This is a genomic window from Streptomyces globisporus C-1027, from assembly GCF_000261345.2.
In the GTDB taxonomy this organism is placed as follows: Bacteria; Actinomycetota; Actinomycetes; order Streptomycetales; family Streptomycetaceae; genus Streptomyces; species Streptomyces pakalii.
On record NZ_CP013738.1, the window covers coordinates 6,304,452 to 6,323,860 of the forward strand.

Annotated in this window: 14 protein-coding genes; 9 read left to right on the top strand and 5 right to left on the bottom strand. The window is 69.0% G+C overall.

Annotation, left to right across the window (positions count from 1 at the left end):
• The first annotated feature begins 189 nt into the window (after positions 1 to 189).
• The 9 genes from ngcE to WQO_RS27815 all read left to right on the top strand — a co-directional run bounded on the left by ngcE (position 190) and on the right by WQO_RS27815 (position 12,361).
• A complete protein-coding gene (ngcE, locus tag WQO_RS27775) occupies positions 190 to 1,635 on the top strand; it encodes an N-acetylglucosamine/diacetylchitobiose ABC transporter substrate-binding protein (RefSeq protein ID WP_010059434.1) in 1,446 nt (481 codons plus the stop codon).
• A gap of 49 nt (positions 1,636 to 1,684) precedes the next feature.
• Positions 1,685 to 2,605, top strand: a complete 921-nt coding sequence (locus WQO_RS27780) for a carbohydrate ABC transporter permease (RefSeq protein WP_029182181.1) — start codon at positions 1,685 to 1,687, stop codon at positions 2,603 to 2,605.
• Positions 2,605 to 3,555, top strand: a complete 951-nt coding sequence (locus WQO_RS27785) for a carbohydrate ABC transporter permease (RefSeq protein WP_010059432.1) — start codon at positions 2,605 to 2,607, stop codon at positions 3,553 to 3,555. Before WQO_RS27780 ends, WQO_RS27785 begins: the two co-directional genes overlap by 1 nt.
• Before the next feature lie 226 nt (positions 3,556 to 3,781).
• Positions 3,782 to 4,981 (top strand): ROK family transcriptional regulator, encoded by a 1,200-nt coding sequence (locus WQO_RS27790; RefSeq protein ID WP_010059431.1) that lies wholly within the window; start codon positions 3,782 to 3,784, stop codon positions 4,979 to 4,981.
• A 120-nt stretch (positions 4,982 to 5,101) separates the two neighbouring features.
• Entirely contained in the window at positions 5,102 to 6,214 is a 1,113-nt protein-coding gene (locus tag WQO_RS27795) for a sugar ABC transporter substrate-binding protein (protein ID WP_010059430.1), read from the top strand.
• A 301-nt stretch (positions 6,215 to 6,515) separates the two neighbouring features.
• Positions 6,516 to 7,304, top strand: coding sequence for an ATP-binding cassette domain-containing protein (locus WQO_RS27800; RefSeq protein ID WP_010059429.1), 789 nt, complete (start codon positions 6,516 to 6,518; stop codon positions 7,302 to 7,304).
• Positions 7,301 to 8,635 (top strand): sugar ABC transporter permease, encoded by a 1,335-nt coding sequence (locus tag WQO_RS27805; RefSeq protein WP_193407239.1) that lies wholly within the window; start codon positions 7,301 to 7,303, stop codon positions 8,633 to 8,635. The genes WQO_RS27800 and WQO_RS27805 overlap by 4 nt, the downstream gene beginning before the upstream one ends.
• Before the next feature lie 164 nt (positions 8,636 to 8,799).
• Positions 8,800 to 10,713, top strand: a complete 1,914-nt coding sequence (gene dxs, locus WQO_RS27810) for a 1-deoxy-D-xylulose-5-phosphate synthase (RefSeq protein WP_010059428.1) — start codon at positions 8,800 to 8,802, stop codon at positions 10,711 to 10,713.
• 181 nt (positions 10,714 to 10,894) lie between these two features.
• Positions 10,895 to 12,361 carry an amino acid permease gene (locus tag WQO_RS27815; RefSeq protein WP_010059427.1) on the top strand — a complete coding sequence of 489 codons (1,467 nt, stop codon included), beginning with the start codon at positions 10,895 to 10,897 and terminating at the stop codon, positions 12,359 to 12,361.
• Positions 12,362 to 12,488: 127 nt separating this feature from the next.
• Here WQO_RS27815 and WQO_RS36955 read toward each other — a convergent pair whose 3' ends face one another.
• The 5 genes from WQO_RS36955 to WQO_RS27840 form a co-directional block, all read right to left on the bottom strand.
• Complete coding sequence (locus WQO_RS36955) at positions 12,489 to 13,292, bottom strand: hypothetical protein (protein ID WP_010059425.1); 804 nt, start codon at positions 13,290 to 13,292, stop codon at positions 12,489 to 12,491.
• 853 nt (positions 13,293 to 14,145) lie between these two features.
• The gene (locus tag WQO_RS27825; RefSeq protein ID WP_010059423.1) at positions 14,146 to 14,562 is read right to left on the bottom strand and encodes an NYN domain-containing protein; all 417 of its coding nucleotides are present in this window, start codon (positions 14,560 to 14,562) and stop codon (positions 14,146 to 14,148) included.
• Positions 14,563 to 14,601: 39 nt separating this feature from the next.
• On the bottom strand, positions 14,602 to 15,681 hold the full coding sequence (locus WQO_RS27830) for an LCP family protein (RefSeq protein ID WP_010059422.1): 1,080 nt from the start codon (positions 15,679 to 15,681) through the stop codon (positions 14,602 to 14,604).
• Positions 15,682 to 15,911: 230 nt separating this feature from the next.
• The gene (locus tag WQO_RS27835; protein WP_010059421.1) at positions 15,912 to 18,041 is read right to left on the bottom strand and encodes a 3-hydroxyacyl-CoA dehydrogenase NAD-binding domain-containing protein; all 2,130 of its coding nucleotides are present in this window, start codon (positions 18,039 to 18,041) and stop codon (positions 15,912 to 15,914) included.
• Positions 18,038 to 19,264 carry a thiolase family protein gene (locus WQO_RS27840; protein WP_010059420.1) on the bottom strand — a complete coding sequence of 409 codons (1,227 nt, stop codon included), beginning with the start codon at positions 19,262 to 19,264 and terminating at the stop codon, positions 18,038 to 18,040. Before WQO_RS27840 ends, WQO_RS27835 begins: the two co-directional genes overlap by 4 nt.
• Positions 19,265 to 19,409 lie beyond the last annotated feature (145 nt).

Below are 19,409 nucleotides of genomic sequence, written 5' to 3' on the forward strand. Positions count from 1 at the left end.
CGAGGACGCCGAGGGCGTCCTCGCTGTACGGTCTCCCGGCATCCTCATCGCACCGGCCTGTCCGGTACATCTGCATATCCGCATGACCCAAGCGCAACTGACCGCGGTGGCGGGGCCCTTCGCCTGAGGCGAATTCTCGACGGGTGACCGGCACACCGCCTGAGTCCTGGAGAAGGCGAGGACTTGAGCATGGGATCCACCTCCGCCCACAACAATGAGGGCCTTGGCCGTCGCGATCTGATCAAGCGTTCTGCCGCACTCGGCCTGATCGCTGTTCCGACGATGAGCTTCCTGTCCGCCTGCGCGAGCGGCGACAGCAGCAGCGACGACAAGGTCGAAAAGGGCGAAAAGAGCGACAAGAACCCGCTGGCCGTCAACGGCAGCGCCCCGCTGGAGATCGTCATCTTCGACGGCGGCTTCGGTACCAAGTACGCCGAGGACGCCAAGGCCGTCTACGAGAAGACCTACCCCGAGGCGAAGGTCAAGTTCTCGGCGACGCAGAAGATCCAGTCGGTTCTTCAGCCGCGGTTCAACGGTGGCACCCCGCCGGACCTGATCGACAACTCCGGTGCGCAGCAGATGGACATGGGCGTCCTGGTCGGCAAGAAGCAGCTGACCGACCTGACCCCGCTCCTCGACGCCCCCTCCATCGACGACCCCGCCAAGAAGGTCCGCGACACCCTGCGGCCCGGCATCGTCGAGATGGGCCAGTTCGACGGCGACCCGGTCTGGATCATGTACTACGCGTACACGGTCTACGGCGTCTGGTACTCGCAGACCGCGCTGGAGAAGCTCGACGCCACGTACCCGGAGAACTGGGACGACATGCTCGCGCTCTGCGCGAAGGCGAAGAAGCAGGGCATCGCCGGCTGGACCTACCCCGGCAAGCACCCCTACTACCTCCCCTTCTCGCTGTACCCCTTCATCGCCAAGATCGGCGGTGTCGAGGTCCTCGACGCGATCGACAACCTGGAGCCGAAGGCCTGGGAGCACCCCGCGGTCAAGGCGGCCTTCGAGGCGTACTACGAGCTCGTCGCCAAGGACTACATCCTCAAGGGCACCCCCGGCCTGGACCACCGCGGTTCGCAGGGCGCCTGGGCCCGCGGCAAGGCGCTGTTCATCCCGAACGGCTCCTGGGTGGAGAACGAGGAGGCGGCGATCATCCCCAAGGACTTCAAGCTGTCCGTGGGCGCCCCCTCCAGCCTCGACTCCTCCGACAAGATGCCCTTCGGCACCCTCTGGGCGTCCGGTGGCGAGCCGTTCATCGTCCCGAGCAAGGCGAAGAACGTCGAGGGCGGCATGGAGCAGCTGCGCATCATGCTCAGCGAGGCCTCCTCCAAGTCCTTCACCACCAGCACGAAGTCGCTGTCCGCCTTCAACGGCGGCACGGACGGCATCGAGCTGTCCGACGGCCTCAAGTCCGGTGTCGCCGCGCTGGAGAAGGCCGGAACCAACGTGGTCAACCCGCGCCTGCAGGACTGGTACGTGAAGCTCCAGAAGGAGCAGATCGGTGTCGCCGCGCTCGGCGAGATGATGGCGGGCCGCGCCAAGCCGGCCGAGACCATCAAGAAGATCCAGGCCTTCGCCGACGCGACCGCCAAGGACCAGTCCATCAAGCACTTCAAGCACCAGTGACCACGCGTCACCAGCGGCGGGCAGCACGGGAAGGTCGGAGTCGGTAACGATGCAACACGGTAAATACCGGTTCATAGTCGGGTTCTTGGTGGTCCCGATGACGTTGTACGTCATCTTCGTCATCTGGCCCTTCATCCAGTCCATCTACTACTCGTTCACGGACTGGACGGGTCTGAGCCCCGACTTCAAGATGGTCGGGTTCGACAACTACACCAAGATGCTCGACGACGACGTCTTCTGGAAATCGCTGCAGCACAGTGTGCTGCTGGCGGTGCTGCTCCCGCTGGTGACGCTGGGCCTCGCGCTCTTCTTCGCCTTCATGCTCAACGTCGGCGGGCGGCGCCGCAAGGGCGCCGCCGTCACCGGCGTACGGGGCTCGGGGTTCTACAAGATCGCGTACTTCTTCCCGCAGGTGCTCTCGATCGCGATCGTGGCCATCCTGTTCCAGTTCGCCTTCGACCCGGCCCAGGGCATGATCAACGGCACGCTGAAGGCCGTCGGCTTCACGGACGTACCGGACTGGCTGGGCGATCCGAACCTGGCCCTGTGGGTCATCATGGCGGTCCTCGTCTGGTGCACCACCGGCTTCTTCGTGGTGCTGTTCTCCGCGGGCATGGCCTCCATCCCCAAGGACTTCTACGAGGCGGCCCTGCTGGACGGGGCGAGCCGCTTCACGACCTTCTTCCGGATCACGCTGCCCCTGCTGTGGGACACGGTCCAGTCCGGCTGGGTCTACATGGGCATCCTGGCGCTCGGCGCCGAGGGCTTCGCCATCGTCCACATCATGAGCGTCGGCCCCGGCGGGCCCGACTACTCGACCACCGTCCTGCCGCTGTACGTGTACCAGTCGGCGTTCCGTGACGGACAGGCGGGCTACGCGACCACGATCGGTGTCGCCCTGCTCATCGTGACGCTGGCGTTCGCCGCCATCGTCATGCGGGTGGGCCGGCGCGAGCGGCTGGAGTTCTGATGAAGACCACTGACACCCCTCCGTCCGGGCCCTCCGGAACCCCGTCCGACGCCGACGCGGCCAAGGTCCCGGCCCAGCGGGCCGGCACGGTCTCCAAGGGCGCCTCCGCCCCCGCGAAGAGCAGCGAGGGCACCGTCCTCAACGTCTTCTCGCACGGGGTGCTGATCCTGTGGGCGATCATGGTCGTCCTGCCGCTGTTCTGGGCGGTGATGTCCTCGTTCAAGACCGACTCGGACATCTTCAACACCCCCTGGTCGCTGCCCAGTTCGCTGAGCTTCGACGCCTGGGGCCGGGCCTGGAGCCAGGCCCATATGAGCGAGTACTTCCTGAACACCATCCTGGTGGTGGGCGGCTCGCTCACCGGCACCCTGGTCCTCGGGTCCATGGCCGCCTATGTGCTGGCCCGCTTCGAGTTCCCCGGGAACCGCTTCATTTACTTCTTGTTCGTCGGCGGCATGAGCTTCCCGATCATGCTGGCGCTGGTCCCGCTGTTCTACGTCATGGACAACATGGGGCTGCTGAACACGATCCACGGCCTGATCCTCGTGTACATCGCGTACTCGCTGCCGTTCACCGTGTTCTTCCTGACCTCGTTCTTCCGTACGCTGCCGACCTCGGTGGCGGAGGCGTCGATCATCGACGGGGCCTCGCACACCCGCACGTTCTTCCAGGTCATGCTGCCGATGGCCAAGCCCGGCCTGATCAGCGTCGGGATCTTCAACTTCCTGGGGCAGTGGAACCAGTACATGCTGCCGACGGTGCTGAACACCGACCCGGAGAAGCGGGTGCTGGCGCAGGGCCTGGTGGAGCTGGCCTCCAGCCAGGGGTACAAGGGCGACTACTCCGGTCTCTTCGCCGGCCTGGTGATCGCGATGCTGCCCGTGCTGGCCGCCTACATCATCTTCCAGCGCCAGGTCGTCTCCGGACTGACGGCGGGCGCGCTGAAGTAGGCCACCCGAAGGTCACGTATGCACAACGGCCCGGTGCCCCGGCGGACTCGATCCGCCGGGGCACCGGGCCGTTATGGGGTGCGCCGGTGCTCAGGTCTTGACGGGAGGCACCCCCGAACGGTCAGCTTAGAGTTCACATGTTGGAGGAAGCGGGGGTCTCATCGCTGCGGCCCCGGCCGGGGCGGTCCTCAGGGGCCGCCCGCCAAGGGCAGGAGTGGATGAGTCGATGGAGACTCCCGGATCGCAGACATCACTGCACAGGGCCAATCTGGAGCGGGTCGTCCGCGCCGTACGGATGGCGGGATCGCTCACCCAGGCGGAGATCGCCCGGAGCACCGGGCTGTCCGCGGCCACGGTCTCCAATATCGTCCGGGAGCTGAAGGAAGGCGGAACGGTCGAGGTCACGCCCACCTCGGCGGGCGGCCGGCGGGCCCGCAGCGTCTCGCTCAGCGGTGACGCGGGCATCGTCATCGGCGTCGACTTCGGCCATACGCATCTGCGCGTCGCCGTCGGCAACCTCGCCCACCAGGTCCTCGCCGAGGAGTCCGAGCCGCTGGACGTCGACGCCTCGTCCGCCGAGGGCTTCGGCCGGGCCGAGGTGCTGGTCAACCGGCTGATCGAGGCCACCGGGATCGGCCCGGACAAGGTGATCGGCGTCGGTCTCGGCGTGCCGGGCCCCATCGACGTCGAGTCCGGCACGCTGGGCTCCACCTCGATCCTGCCGGGCTGGACGGGCATCAACCCCAGCGAGGAGCTCTCCGGCCGCCTCGGCGTGCCCGTGTACGTCGACAACGACGCCAACCTCGGGGCGCTGGGCGAGCTGGTCTGGGGCAGCGGCCGGGGCGTCAAGGACCTCGCGTACATCAAGGTGGCCAGCGGGGTCGGCGCCGGTCTGGTGATCGACGGGACCATCTACCGGGGTCCCGGCGGCACGGCCGGCGAGATCGGGCACATCACGCTCGACGAGTCGGGCCCGGTCTGCCGCTGCGGCAACCGCGGCTGCCTGGAGACCTTCACCGCCGCCCGCTACGTCCTGCCGCTGCTCCAGCCCAGCCACGGCCCCGGGCTCACCATGGAGCGGGTGGTCCAGCTGGCCCGCGAGGGCGATCCGGGGTGCCGCCGGGTGATCGGGGACGTGGGCCGCCACATAGGCAGCGGAGTGGCCAACCTGTGCAACCTGCTCAACCCCAGCCGCGTCGTGCTCGGCGGCTCGCTGGCGGAGGCCGGGGAGCTGGTTCTGGGGCCCATACGGGACTCCGTGTCGCGGTACGCGATCCCCAGCGCCGCCCGGCAGCTCTCGGTCCTCCCCGGGGCGCTCGGCGGCCGTGCCGAGGTGCTGGGCGCACTCGCCCTGGTGCTCAGCGAGATGGGGGATTCAACCCTTTTGGAGAGCACCCTCCCCGTGGCCACTCCTGCCTTCACTTAGATAACGAATGGCACCGTTGTCATCTCGTTAAGGATTTACTCCTTGACGCTGGCGCTGGGGCCGAGTTGACTTCCAGCCACCTCGGCCGCAACGTCGCGGCCTCGTCAGGGAGGTTCGAGAATGAACACGCGTATGCGTCGTGCCGCCGTTGCCGTTGCCGCCACCACGATGGCGATCTCGCTGGCCGCTTGCGGGAGCGCCAAGGAGTCCGGCGACAAGGCCGAGCAGGGCTCGGAGAAGAAGGGCGACGACCTGAAGATAGGTCTGCTCCTTCCCGAGAACCAGACGGCCCGTTACGAGAAGTTCGACCGGCCGATCATCGAGAAGAAGATCAGCGAGCTCACCGACGGCAAGGCGAAGGTCACCTACGCCAACGCCAAGCAGGATGCGAACACGCAGGCCCAGCAGGTCGACACCATGATCACCAACAAGGTCGACGCCCTGATCCTGGGCTCGGTCGACTCCAAGGCGATCGCCAACAGCGTCAAGAAGGCCAAGGACGCCGGCATCCCGGTCGTCGCCTTCGACCGCCTCGCCGAGGGCCCCATCGACGCCTACACCTCCTTCGACAACGAAGAGGTCGGCCGGGCCCAGGGCACCGCCCTGCTGGAGGCCCTGGGCGACAAGGCCGACGGCGGCACGATCGTGATGATGAACGGTGCGATCACCGACCCGAACGCCGCGCTCTTCAAGAAGGGCGCCAAGTCCGTCCTCGACGGCAAGGTGAAGTACGGCAAGGAGTACGACACCAAGGAGTGGAAGCCGGAGAACGCCAACGCCAACATGGAAGCGGCGATCACCGCGCTCGGCAAGGACAAGATCGACGGCGTCTACTCCGCCAACGACGGCATGGCGGGCGGCATCATCACCGCCCTCAAGGGCGCCGGCCTCTCGCCGCTCCCGCCGGTCACCGGCCAGGACGCCGAGCTCGCGGGTGTGCAGCGCATCGTCTCCGGTGAGCAGTTCATGAGCGTCTACAAGTCCTACCCGGCCGAGGGCATCGTCGCCGCGGAGATGGCCGTCGCCCTCGCCAAGGGCGAGAAGCTCGACTCCATCGCCACCTCCAAGGTCGACAGCGCCACCACCAAGGGCATCCCGACGGTCCTCGTCCCGGTCGTCTCGCTGACCAAGGACAACATCCAGGACACCGTCCTCAAGGACGGCATCTGGACGCTGGACGAGATCTGCTCGGCCAAGTACAAGGCCGACTGCGACAAGATCGGTCTGAAGTAGTCCCCCGGGGCTCCGGCCCCAGGGACCCGGCCCGCCCCCGAGCTGCCGGGTCCCGCCCGCTCCACAGCCACCCGGTCCGCCGCGCCCCCGCGTGAGGGCCGGGCGGCCCACCGCCCGCGCGGGCGCAGGCTCCCGGCCCGCCCGCGTCAGGAAGCCTGTCCGGCGTCCCGCACACCAACCGTCCCGCTACCGGGCGGGGCGCCGGACGGAACGCTTCACCGCTCTTCCCGTATCTCTTCTGCTCGACACCGCCGCGCCTTCCCCCGGGCGCGGCATCCCCGCCGGTCAGGCGGCGAAGGAGATGGTTCATGTGTCCGCTACGCCCGTGTTGGCGTTGCGAGGGGTCTCCAAGCGCTTCGGTGCCGTCCAGGTACTCACCGATGTAGAGCTTGAGGTCCACGCCGGCGAGGTGGTCGCCCTGGTCGGCGACAACGGCGCCGGTAAATCAACGCTGGTCAAGACGATCGCCGGAGTGCACCCCATCGATGACGGCGTCATCGAGTGGGAAGGCCGGGCGGTGCAGATCAACAAGCCGCACGACTCCCAGAACCTGGGCGTCGCGACCGTCTATCAGGACCTCGCGCTGTGCGACAACATCGATGTCGTCGGCAACCTCTACCTGGGCCGGGAGCTGCGCAAGTTCGGCATCCTGGACGAGGTGGAGATGGAGCGCCGCTCCCGCGAGCTGCTCTCCACGCTCTCCATCCGGATCCCGAGCGTCCGCATCCCGATCGCCTCGCTCTCCGGCGGCCAGCGCCAGACCGTGGCCATCGCCCGGTCGATGCTCGGTGAGCCCAAGCTCGTCATCCTCGACGAGCCGACCGCGGCCCTCGGCGTCGAGCAGACCGCCCAGGTCCTCGACCTCGTCGAGCGGCTGCGCGAGCGCGGTCACGCGGTCATCCTCATCAGCCACAACATGGCCGACGTGAAGGCCGTGGCCGACAAGGTCGCCGTGCTCCGGCTGGGCCGGAACAACGGTGTCTTCGATGTGAAGACCACCTCCCAGGAAGAGATCATCTCCGCCATCACGGGCGCCACGGACAACGCCGTGACCCGACGTGCGGCGCGCAACGCGGAGGTTTCCAAGTGACCACCGACGAGACCACCAACACGGTGGACAAGAGCAGCACCTCGCTCGACAAGGGCAGCGACCCGGTGGACGCGCCGCCGGTCGGCAACCCGGACGCCGCCGAGGGCGCCGCCACGGTTATCGACCCCCGGCTGCTCATCCGCGAGCAGGGCTTCGCCGGCTACCTCACCGAGTTCAAGCGCAAGATCAGCGGCGGTGACCTGGGCTCGATCCCGGTGATCATCGGCCTCGCGATCATCGCCATCGTCTTCCAGAGCCTGAACTCCGAGTTCCTCTCCGCGAAGAACATCAGCGACATCGCGGTCACCATGGTCGCCACCGGCATGATGGCCGTGGGCATCATCTTCGTCCTGCTGCTCGGCGAGATCGACCTCTCGGTCGGCTCCGTCTCCGGTGTCTCCGGCGCCCTGGTCGCGGTGCTCAGCGTCACCCAGGGCATGAACGAATGGCTGGCGATCGTCGTCGCCATCGTCAGCGGCGCGGTGATGGGCGCGATCCACGGCTTCTTCTTCGCCCGGATCGGGGCCCCGGCCTTCGCCGTCACCCTGGCCGGCCTGCTGTTCTGGCTCGGCTTCATGCTCCAGCTGCTCGGCGACTCAGGCACGATCAACCTGGACGGCGAAGGGGTGGTCGGCCAGCTGACCACGTACTACTTCACCGACGTCGCCGCCGCCTACGGGCTCGCCGCCGTCGCGGTCGTCGGCTACTTCGCCGCCGCCTTCCTGGACACCCGCCGCCGCGAGGCCGCGGGCATCCCGTCCCGCCCGATCGCCGACATCGCCGTGCGCACCGCGGTCCTCGCGCTGTTCGCCTTCGCCGCCGCGTACATGTTCAACCAGTACCGCGGCCTGCCGCTCGCGCTGGTCCTCTTCCTGATCGTCCTGGTCGGCACGGACTTCCTGCTCCGCCGGACGGCCTACGGGCGGAAGATCTTCGCGCTCGGCGGCAGCGTCGAGGCCTCCCGGCGTGCCGGTATCAACGTCACCGCGATCCGGATCTCCGTCTTCTCCATCGCGGGCACCTTCGCGGCGATCGGCGGCCTGTTCTGGGCCTCCAAGATCGCGGCGGCCAACCAGGGCTCCGGCACCGGCGACCTCCTGATGAACGTCATCGCGGCGGCCGTCATCGGCGGCACCAGCCTCTTCGGCGGCCGCGGCCGCACCTGGAACGCCCTGCTCGGCGTCATGGTGATCGTCTCCATCCAGTACGGCCTGTCGCTGGAGGGCATCGCCACGCCGATCCAGTACATGGTCACCGGCGCCGTGCTGCTCGCCACGGTCGTCATCGACTCCGTCACCCGTAAGACCCAGAAGACCGCGGGTCGCGCCTGACCGCACGTTCGCGCAGGTGCCCGGCGTCCCGACAGGGGCTGCCGGGCACCTGCGCGTGTCCGGGTATCGCTACGAACAGGCCCGCCCGCTGCTCACGTCCGGTAGCGGAACATTAGACTCATCGGATCGGCACGCTCGATCAGCTCAAACGCAAGGAGGCACGGGTGGATCTGCTGACCCGCATCAAGGGACCGCGCGACCTGGACCGGCTCAGCCTCGGTGAGCTGGACCAGCTCGCGGAGGAGATCCGCACCTTCCTGGTGGACGCGGTGTCCAAGACCGGCGGCCACCTCGGACCCAACCTGGGCGTCGTCGAGCTCACCATCGCCCTGCACCGGGTCTTCGAGTCCCCCAAGGACAAGGTGCTGTGGGACACCGGCCACCAGGCCTACGTCCACAAGCTGCTCACCGGCCGCCAGGACTTCTCCCGGCTCAAGAGCAAGGGCGGCCTCTCCGGCTACCCCTCCCGCGCCGAGTCCGACCACGACATCATCGAGAACAGCCACGCCTCCGGGGTCCTCGGCTGGGCCGACGGCATGGCCAAGGCGAACGAGGTCCTGAAGAAGGACGACCACGTCGTCGCGGTCATCGGTGACGGCGCGCTCACGGGCGGTATGGCCTGGGAGGCGCTGAACAACATCGCCGCCGCCAAGGACCGCCCCCTCGTCATCGTCGTCAACGACAACGAGCGCTCCTACGCCCCGACGATCGGCGGCCTGGCCAACCATCTCGCCACGCTCCGTACGACCGACGGTTACGAACGGTTCCTGGCCCGCGGCAAGGACTTCCTGGAGCGCACGCCCGTCGTCGGCCGTCCGCTGTACGACACCCTGCACGGCGCCAAGAAGGGCCTCAAGGACTTCATCGCCCCGCAGGGCATGTTCGAGGACCTCGGCCTGAAGTACGTCGGCCCCATCGACGGCCACGACATCGAGGCCCTGGAATCCGCTCTCCAGCGCGCCAAACGCTTCGGCGGCCCGGTCATCGTGCACTGCCTCACCGAGAAGGGCCGCGGCTACACCCCGGCCCTGGAGGACGAGGCGGACCGCTTCCACGCGGTCGGCAAGATCCACCCGGACACCGGCCTGCCGATCTCCACCTCCGGCCTCGACTGGACCTCCGTCTTCGGCGAGGAGATGGTCAAGCTCGGCCAGGAGCGCGAGGACATCGTCGCGATCACCGCCGCCATGCTCCAGCCGGTCGGCCTCGGCAAGTTCCAGGAGGCCTTCCCGGACCGGATCTACGATGTCGGCATCGCCGAGCAGCACGGCGCGGTCTCCGCGGCCGGCCTCGCCACCGGCGGCCTCCACCCGGTCTTCGCGGTCTACGCCACTTTCCTCAACCGCGCCTTCGACCAGGTCCTGATGGACGTCGCCCTGCACAAGTGCGGCGTCACCTTCGTCCTGGACCGGGCCGGCATCACCGGCACGGACGGCGCCTCGCACAACGGCATGTGGGACATGTCGATCCTCCAGTGCGTGCCCACGCTCCGGATCGCCGCCCCACGCGACGCCGACCAGGTCCGCGCCCAGCTGCGCGAGGCCGTCGCCGTCGACGACGCGCCCACCGTGGTCCGTTTCTCCAAGGGCGCGGTCGGCCCCGCCGTCCAGGCGGTCGGCAAGGCCGGCGGCATGGACATCCTGCGCAAGCCCAAGGCGGCCCGCCCGGACGTCCTGATCGTCTCCGTCGGCGCGCTCGCCCCGATGTGCCTGGAGATCGCCGACCTGCTGGACGCCCAGGGCATCTCCAGCACCGTCGTCGACCCCCGCTGGGTCAAGCCCGTCGACGAGGCGCTCGCCCCGCTCGCCGAGCGCCACCGCGTCGTCGTCACCGTCGAGGACAACAGCCGCGCCGGAGGTGTCGGCTCCGCCGTCGCCCAGGCCCTGCGCGACGCCGGTGTCGACGTACCGCTGCGCGACTTCGGCATCCCGCCGGTCTTCCTCGACCACGCCTCGCGCGGCGAGGTCATGGCCGACATCGGGCTGACCGCGCCGGACATCGCCCGGCAGGTCACGGGCCTGGTCGCCAAGCTCGACGGCCGCTTCGAGAGCCGCGCGGTGGAGCCCGCCCGCGACTGACCTGTTATCGGGCCGATGGGCCGGGAAGACGACCCCTGTCCGGGTGGTTCTCCCGGCCCATTCGCATGAAACGGGCCAACTGGCGTGTTCTTGCGCTATTCGGTCCTCATCATGGCGTTCACAACGAGTGCGTGGAGGTACGCAGGTGAGCGCGCAGGTCACACCACCCCGCGGAAAAGGCATGTTCCGCACCAAATCCGTCGAGCAGTCGATCCGCGACACCGAGGAGCCGGAACACGGGCTCAAGAAGTCCCTCTCCGCCCTGGACCTGACGGTCTTCGGCGTCGGTGTCATCATCGGCACCGGAATCTTCGTCCTCACCGGCCAGGTCGCCAAGGAGACGGCGGGCCCCGCCACCGCGATCGCCTTCGTCGTCGCGGGTGTCGTCTGCGGTCTCGCCGCGCTCTGCTACGCGGAGTTCGCCTCCACCGTCCCGGTGGCCGGGTCCGCGTACACCTTCTCCTACGCCTCGCTGGGCGAACTGGTGGCCTGGATCATCGGCTGGGACCTGGTCCTGGAGTTCGCGCTCGGCACCGCGGTGGTCGCCGTCGGCTGGTCCGGTTACATCCGGTCCCTGATGGACAACGCCGGCTGGGCCCTGCCCGACGTGCTCTCGGGGACGGACGTGGCGGCGGGATTCGGCTTCGACATCCTCGCCTTCGCCCTGGTGCTGGTGCTGACCGTCATCCTGGTCATCGGCATGAAGCTCTCCGCCCGGGTCACCTCGGTCGTGGTGGCGGTCAAGGTCGCGGTTGTCCTCATGGTGATCATCGCGGGCCTGTTCTTCATCAAGGCCGAGAACTACAAGCCGTTCATCCCGCCGGCCGAGAGCCAGGAGACGGGCGGCGGCTGGGACGCCCCGCTGGTGCAGCTGATGTTCGGTTACGAACCCACCAGCTTCGGCGTGATGGGCATCTTCACCGCCGCCTCCATCGTGTTCTTCGCCTTCATCGGCTTCGACGTGGTCGCCACCGCCGCCGAGGAGACCAAGCTGCCCCAGCGCGACATGCCGCGCGGCATCCTCGGCTCACTCATCATCTGCACGGTGCTCTACGTGGCGGTCTCGATCGTGGTCACCGGCATGCAGAACTACAAGGACCTGTCCGTCAGCGCCCCGCTCGCCGACGCCTTCAAGGCCACCGGGCATCCGTTCTACGCCGGTCTGATCAGCTTCGGCGCGGCGGTCGGGCTCACGACGGTCTGCATGATCCTGCTGCTCGGCCAGACCCGGGTCTTCTTCGCGATGAGCCGCGACGGCCTGCTCCCGCGCTTCTTCTCCAAGACCCACCCGCGCTTCCACACCCCGTACCGTCCGACCATCCTGCTCGGCGTGCTGATCGCGATCATCGCCGGATTCACCAGCATCGAGGAGCTCGCCACCCTGGTGAACATCGGCACGCTCTTCGCGTTCGTCGTCGTCGCCCTCGGCGTCCTCGTCCTGCGCCGCACCCGCCCGGACCTGCCCCGCGCCTTCCGTACGCCGCTGGTCCCGCTGCTCCCGATCGTCTCCGTAGCAGCGTCGGTCTGGCTGATGCTGAACCTGCCGGTGGAGACCTGGGTGCGCTTCGGCGCCTGGATGGTGCTCGGCGTGATCATCTACTTCGTCTACGGGCGCTCCCACAGCCGGATGGCCAAGGAGGGGCGCTAGGAGTCCGTCGTGAGAGGGGCCGACGTCGGCGGGGGAGCCGACGATGTGCCGATGCCGCAAGGAGGAGCCCCCCGGGTCCACACCCGGGGGGCTCCGTCCTGCGCGGGAGAGCGATCGGCCGAGGCCGTCATACCGTCAGCTTGACGGCCTCGAACCAGTTGTTGTTGTCGGTGGTGCCGACGAACATGTACTCAGGTCGGCCGTTCTTGCAGAACTGCTGCCCCCAGCCGCCGTTCTGCATCTTGGCGGTGTGGCAGACGCTGCCCTTGCCGACGTTCATGGCGAAGCCCGTCAGGAACGGTGCGCCGGGCTTCGAACTGCCGATGTAGTTGTTCTTGCCGTCGCCGACGACGGCTGTCCAGCTCGGAGCCCATTTCGCGCTCGACGAACCCCCTTCGTGCAGCAGAGCGTTGGCCGAGGAGCCTTCGACGTTCCAGACCGCGATGTTGAGGGCCGTGATCTTCTTGCCCTGCCCCGATGTCCCGGTCATCGTCCCGTCGCACACGGCCGACTGCCAGCCCTGACCGGAGACGAAGGCGCGATAGCAGATGTGCCGCCCCTCGGGGTCGCTCTTGGCGAGGCCTGCCAGTGCGGCGGCCGCCGTCCCCGGTGGTGGGCCCGTCGCCGCCTTCTTCTTCGGCTTCGTCTCCGCCGGTTTGCTCGCCGAAGGGCTCGGGGACGGAGGCACGACCACCGGCTTGGGCGCCGGCGGGGCGGAGGGCTTCGCCGTCTCCTTCTTGCTGGGTTTCACGGAGGGTTTCGGCGACTCGCTGGTGTAGGTCTCCGGGGCAGGGAGACGTTGGGCGTCCAGAACCGTGCCCGCCGCGTTCTGGGTCTGGTCCTTCTCCGGCTTGCGGTCGTCGTCCTGCCCCGCTACGAGGAACGGCACCGAGATCAGGACCGCGCCGACGATCGCCGCGGCGGCCAGCATCGGTTTCTTGGGCCTGTTGCCGGGTGGCTCCTCGTCCGTGTGCGTCCCCGCACCGCCGCCCGGAGACGCCACTGCCGTCGCGGCTTCCGGGGATCCGCCGGAGGCGGCTGCCGCGGCCGGTTCCGAGGTGGGCTCCGCCGCCGAAGCCGCGCCCGTTCCCCCGGCGGCGGCTGATGCCTCTGCCGAGGGCTTCCTCTCCGACGGCTTCGGAGTGCCGCTACCGCGAAGGGCCGCGGCGTTGGCAGGGGCCTCCGCCCCTTGCCTCTGCGACGCCGGCTGCTCGGCTTCCTTGTCCTGCTCGGGTTCGCTCGTCGGGCCGTGCGCGCTCGCATCGGGTTCGGACGACGAGGACGGGGTTTCGGAGCGGCCGCGCTGAGCGGCCGGCGCCAGAGCGCCGCCGGGTTCCCCCGCAGTGCCTCGCATGGTGACCGCCCGGCGGACGGAGACCGGTGAACTCGCGGAAGCCCCGGTTCCGGAACCGCCGCTCGTCCCGGACGTGGCCTGCCGTGGTGGTATGTGACTATCAGGATCGTGCTCTTGTGCCATGCGCTTTCCTTACTCACGTCTGGATCAGGAGCCGTGTCGAGAACCTGCGCCGAGTGCACCTCGCCCAGGGCCTCACCCGGCCGGTCTCCGCAGGCCGGGTGAGTGAAGTGCCGGACACGGCAAGCGACTTCGGGTGCGACCGTGCGTACCGACGGGACACAGCGCGGGGCGCGGGCCGACGTGCGGGGGCTCGTGGCACGCCTTGACGGCACGGGGTCGGGGACGACCGTACAGGAGTCCACCCTGCCGCAGGAGTCGCGTCTGCCTCTTCGATCCTGAAAAGGGCAGCCTTTCCCCGAAATCTTCATCAGCCCGACATGCTCTCGTTCCCCGGTCGGCGCGGTGGACGTACCGTACGGGGCCCCACGCACCGGGCCCCGTACGCCTCGATGCGCTGTCGCAGTCCGCGGTCGGCGGTGACGACGACGCACTCCCGGTCCGGGCCTGCGGCGGCCGCCAGTTCGGCGATCAGGTCGTCACCGCTCCCCGGGGCCGATACGACCCGGACCCCGGCCACGGAGTCGACGTCCCGGGCGGCTCCCTCGACCACGAGCACGATCTCGACCGGTCCCGGCAGCCCCGGCAGCCCGGCCGCGGCGTACGGGACCAGGGAGTCGCGCAGCCGGACCGCCGCCCCGCGCCGGTCCCGCCACCAGCCGTCGGGCACGGACCCGACCACATTGGCGGCGTCCACGATCACCAGCACCGCTTCGTCCTCGCTCATCCCGGCAGGATGTCACGGGGAGAGCGGGGCGACGGCCCGTCAGCCTCCGGTGGCGGGGGACTTCTTCGCTTCCTCGGGGATCGTGCTGTCCTCGCGGATCGCCTTCCACAGCTGACCGGACTGCGGTTCGGACGCGATCACCCGGTTCGGGTCGATCTTGTCGTACGCCACCGGCAGCATGATCGTCTCCATGGAGGCCGGGTCGACGCCGTTCATGGAGCGGGCGAACTCCGCCAGCGAGGTGAGCGAGGCGAGCCCCGAGTCGGTGGTGAGCGACTTGGTGGCGGACTTGGCGATCTTGTACGAGTTCGTCGGGCTGCCCAGCAGGTCCTGCGACTTGACCTCGCTCAGCAGGGCCATCAGGAACTGCTGCTGGAGCCCGATACGGCCGAGGTCGCTGCCGTCGCCGATGCCGTGCCGGGTCCGGACGTACGCCAGGGACTCGGTGCCGTCCAGCTTCTGCGGGCCCGCGGTGAGGTGCAGCCCGGACGCCTTGTCGTCGATGTCCTGCGGTACGTCGACGGTGACCCCGCCGATCGCGTCGACCAGGTCCTTGAACCCGGCGAAGTTGATCTCCAGGTAGTGGTCGACGCGGACGCCGGACATCTTCTCCACCGTCTTCACGACACAGGCCGGACCGACCTGCGCGTAGACGGAGTTGAACATGACGCGCTCCTTGCCCGCCACCGTCGAGCCGTCGTCCTTGACGCACTCGGGCCGGGTCACCAGGGTGTCGCGCGGGATGGAGACGGCGACGGCCTTCGACCGGCCCTCGGGTATGTGAACCACCATCGCGGTGTCGGAGCGCGCGCCGCCGACGGAGCCTCCGCCGCCCAGCTCCTTGTTCTCCGCCCCGGCACGGGAGTCCGAGCCGAGGACCAGCAGGTTCTGCCCGCTGGTGGGGAGCTTCTCCGGGCGGTCCTCACCGAGCGCCTTGTTGATGTCGACGCCCTTGATGTTCCCGTCGAGCTGACTGTAGAGCCAGTAGAGGGTGCCACCGGTGGCGAGCAGCAGGACGAGCAGGACACCGAGCGTGATCTTGAGGCCGCGGCGGCGCTTGCGGGGCTTCGCCGCGCGTCGGGAGGCGCGGGGGCCCGGGGGCGTCTCGTCGTTGCTCATCGTGCGCGAGTCCTCACATCTCATGCCCCGCGGGGGCGGGGGAGTACGGGGGACTCGGGTGGGGGGTGTGGCCGGTCCGTGAATGGTCGACTGGCCGATCAGTGTAGAACATTTGTCCAAGCGGTGGGTGGCCCGGATGCCGACCGGCCCGGCCGAGTACCGATACGGGTTCGGGACGTACAGGAAGGAAATCCCGTACGTCCCGAGCTCGTTGGTCCACAGCGGAGTGGCTACGCCGGCACGCTCGCCACACCCTGCGCGAGGAACGGCTTGCCGTTCACCCGCTGGGAGACGCCCTCACGGTCCAGGTACGGCGTGATGCCGCCCAGGTGGAAGGGCCAGCCCGCACCGGTGATCAGGCACAGGTCGATGTCCTGGGCCTCGGCGACGACGCCCTCGTCCAGCATCAGGCCGATCTCCTGCGCCACCGCGTCGAGCACGCGGTCGCGGGTCTGCTCCTCGGTGAGGACGGTGTCGCCCTGCTTGAGGAGCGCCGCGACCTCGGGGTCGAGGACCGGCGCGCCGGAGTCGTAGACGTAGAAGCCGCGCTTGCCGGCCTTCACGACCGCCGCGAGGTTCTGCGAGACGGTGAAGCGCTCCGGGAAGGAGCGGTTCAGGGTCTCGGAGACGTGCAGGCCGATGGCCGGGCCGACCAGCTCCAGGAGCACCAGCGGGGACATCGGCAGGCCGAGCGGCTCGACGGCCTTCTCCGCGACCTCGACCGGGGTGCCCTCGTCGATGACGTTCTGGATCTCGCCCATGAAGCGGGTGAGGATGCGGTTGACGACGAACGCCGGGGCGTCCTTCACCAGGACCGCGGTCTTCTTCAGCTTCCGGGCCACACCGAACGCCGTGGCCAGCGACGCGTCGTCCGTCTGCTCGCCGCGCACGATCTCCAGCAGCGGCAGGATCGCGACCGGGTTGAAGAAGTGGAAGCCGACGACCCGCTCGGGGTTCTTCAGCTTCGACGCCATCTCGGTCACCGACAGCGAGGAGGTGTTGGTGGCGAGGATCGCGTGCGCCGGGGCGACCGCCTCGACCTCCGCGAACACCTGCTGCTTGACGCCGATCTCCTCGAAGACGGCCTCGATGATGAAGTCCGCGTCCGCGAAGCCCTCGGCCTTGTCGAGGACACCGGAGACCAGGCCCTTGAGGCGGTTGGCCTTGTCCTGGTTGATGCGGCCCTTGCCGAGCAGCTTCTCGATCTCGGCGTGGACGTAGCCCACACCCTTGTCGACGCGCTCCTGGTCGATGTCCGTGAGGACGACCGGGACCTCCAGGCGGCGCAGGAACAGCAGCGCCAGCTGCGAGGCCATCAGACCGGCGCCGACGACGCCGACCTTGGTGACCGGGCGGGCCAGGTTCTTGTCCGGGGCGCCGGCCGGGCGCTTGGCGCGCTTCTGGACCAGGTTGAAGGCGTAGATGCCGCTGCGCAGCTCGCCGCCCATGATCAGGTCCGCGAGCGCCTGGTCCTCGGCGTCGAAGCCGGCGGACAGGTCGCCGTCCTTCGCCGCCGCGATGATGTCCAGCGCGCGGTACGCCGCCGGGGCCGCGCCGTGCACCTTGGAGTCGGCGATGGCCCGGCCGCGGGCGACAGCCGCGTCCCAGGCGTCACCGCGGTCGATCTCGGGCCGCTCGACGGCGAGCTCGCCCTTGAGGACGGCCGCGGTCCAGATGAGCGACTGCTCCAGGAAGTCCGCGCCCTCGAAGATCGCGTCGGCGATCCCGAGTTCGTAGACCTGCTTGCCCTTGAGCTGACGGTTCTGGTTGAGCGAGTTCTCGATGATCACCGAGACCGCGCGGTCCGCGCCGATCAGGTTCGGGAGGAGCGCGCAGCCGCCCCAGCCGGGGACCAGACCGAGGAAGACCTCGGGCAGCGAGAATGCCGGGATGGCGGTGGAGACGGTGCGGTAGGCGCAGTGCAGACCGACCTCGACACCGCCGCCCATCGCCGCGCCGTTGTAGTAGGCGAAGGTGGGGACCGCGAGGCCGGAGAGGCGGCGGAAGACGTCGTGGCCGCCCTTGCCGATCGCCAGCGCGTCCTCGTGGCGGCCGAGCAGCTCGACGCCCTTGAGGTCGGCGCCGACGGCGAAGATGAACGGCTTGCCGGTGATGCCGACGCCGGTGATGGTGCCCTCCGACGCCTCCTTCTCGACCTGGTCGATCGCGGCGTCCAGGTTCGCCAGCGACTGCGGTCCGAAGGTGGTCGGCTTGGTGTGGTCCAGGCCGTTGTCCAGCGTGATGAGCGCGAACCGCCCGGCACCGGACGGCAGGTCCAGGTGGCGTACGTGCGCCTGCGTGACGACCTCGCCGGGGAACAGCTCGGCCGCACCCTTCAGAAGCTCAGTGGTGGAGCTCACTTGTTGCCTCCGTCAGCGTTGAAGTGCGGGTTCTCCCAGACGACCGTGGCGCCCATGCCGAAGCCGACGCACATCGTCGTCAGGCCGTAGCGGACCTCGGGCTGCTCCTCGAACTGCCGGGCCAGCTGCGTCATGAGCCGGACACCGGAGGAGGCCAGCGGGTGGCCGTACGCGATCGCGCCGCCGTACTGGTTCACGCGCGCGTCGTCGTCCGCGATGCCGTAGTGCTCCAGGAAGGCGAGCACCTGCACGGCGAACGCCTCGTTGATCTCGAAGAGACCGATGTCGTCGATGGTCAGACCGGCCTGGGCCAGCGCCTTCTCGGTCGCCGGGATCGGGCCGTACCCCATGACCTCCGGCTCGACGCCCGCGAAGGCGTACGACACGAGGCGCATCTTGACCGGGAGGCCCAGCTCGCGTGCGACGTCCTCGGCGGCGAGCAGCGAGGCGGTGGCGCCGTCGTTGAGCCCCGCGGCGTTACCGGCCGTCACCCGGCCGTGGGCGCGGAAGGGGGTCTTGAGGCCGGCCAGCGACTCCAGGGTGGTGCCTGGGCGCATCGGCTCGTCGGCGGTGACCAGGCCCCAGCCCGTCTCGCCCGCCTCGGCGTTGGTGCGGCGCACCGAGACCGGTACCAGGTCCTGCTGGATCTTGCCGTTGGCGTACGCCTTGGCGGCCTTCTCCTGCGAACGCACCGCGTACTCGTCGGCGCGCTGCTTGGTGATCGTGGGGTAGCGGTCGTGCAGGTTCTCCGCCGTCATGCCCATGAAAAGGGCGGACTCGTCGACCAGCTTCTCCGACACGAAGCGCGGGTTCGGGTCGACGCCCTCGCCCATCGGGTGGCGGCCCATGTGCTCGACGCCACCGGCCACGACGACGTCGTACGCGCCGAAGGCGATGGAACCGGCCGTCGAGGTGACGGCGGTCAGTGCGCCCGCGCACATGCGGTCGATCGAGTAGCCGGGGACGGACTGCGGCAGACCGGCCAGGATTCCGGCGGTGCGGCCCAGCGTCAGGCCCTGGTCCCCGATCTGCGTGGTCGCGGCGATGGCGACCTCGTCGATCTTCTTGGGGTCCAGGTCCGGGTTGCGGCGCAGCAGCTCCCGGATGGCCTTTACGACGAGGTCGTCGGCGCGGGTCTCGTGGTAGATGCCCTTCGGGCCCGCTTTGCCGAACGGGGTGCGGACGCCGTCGACGAAGACGACGTCCCGGATGGTACGAGGCACGGTGGCTCTCCTCCAGGGTGCGGGATGGCACTGCTGCGGGGCGCGCCACGGGGACGCACCGCCTGCCCTCATGCTACTTGCGGGTAACCAGACTGCCCACCCCCCACGGCCGGAGCGTCGAAGGTCACACCGCCCCGGGCGGACT

Coding starts and splice junctions, on each gene's coding strand:
- WQO_RS27790 (WP_010059431.1), top strand. CDS start 3,782: ATGGAGACTCCCGGATCGCAGACATCACTGCACAGGGCCAATCTGGAG.
- WQO_RS27815 (WP_010059427.1), top strand. CDS start 10,895: ATGTTCCGCACCAAATCCGTCGAGCAGTCGATCCGCGACACCGAGGAG.
- WQO_RS27785 (WP_010059432.1), top strand. CDS start 2,605: ATGAAGACCACTGACACCCCTCCGTCCGGGCCCTCCGGAACCCCGTCC.
- WQO_RS36955 (WP_010059425.1), bottom strand. CDS start 13,292: ATGCTGGCCGCCGCGGCGATCGTCGGCGCGGTCCTGATCTCGGTGCCG.
- WQO_RS27795 (WP_010059430.1), top strand. CDS start 5,102: ATGAACACGCGTATGCGTCGTGCCGCCGTTGCCGTTGCCGCCACCACG.
- WQO_RS27830 (WP_010059422.1), bottom strand. CDS start 15,681: ATGAGCAACGACGAGACGCCCCCGGGCCCCCGCGCCTCCCGACGCGCG.
- ngcE (WP_010059434.1), top strand. CDS start 190: ATGGGATCCACCTCCGCCCACAACAATGAGGGCCTTGGCCGTCGCGAT.
- WQO_RS27825 (WP_010059423.1), bottom strand. CDS start 14,562: ATGAGCGAGGACGAAGCGGTGCTGGTGATCGTGGACGCCGCCAATGTG.
- WQO_RS27780 (WP_029182181.1), top strand. CDS start 1,685: ATGCAACACGGTAAATACCGGTTCATAGTCGGGTTCTTGGTGGTCCCG.
- WQO_RS27800 (WP_010059429.1), top strand. CDS start 6,516: ATGGTTCATGTGTCCGCTACGCCCGTGTTGGCGTTGCGAGGGGTCTCC.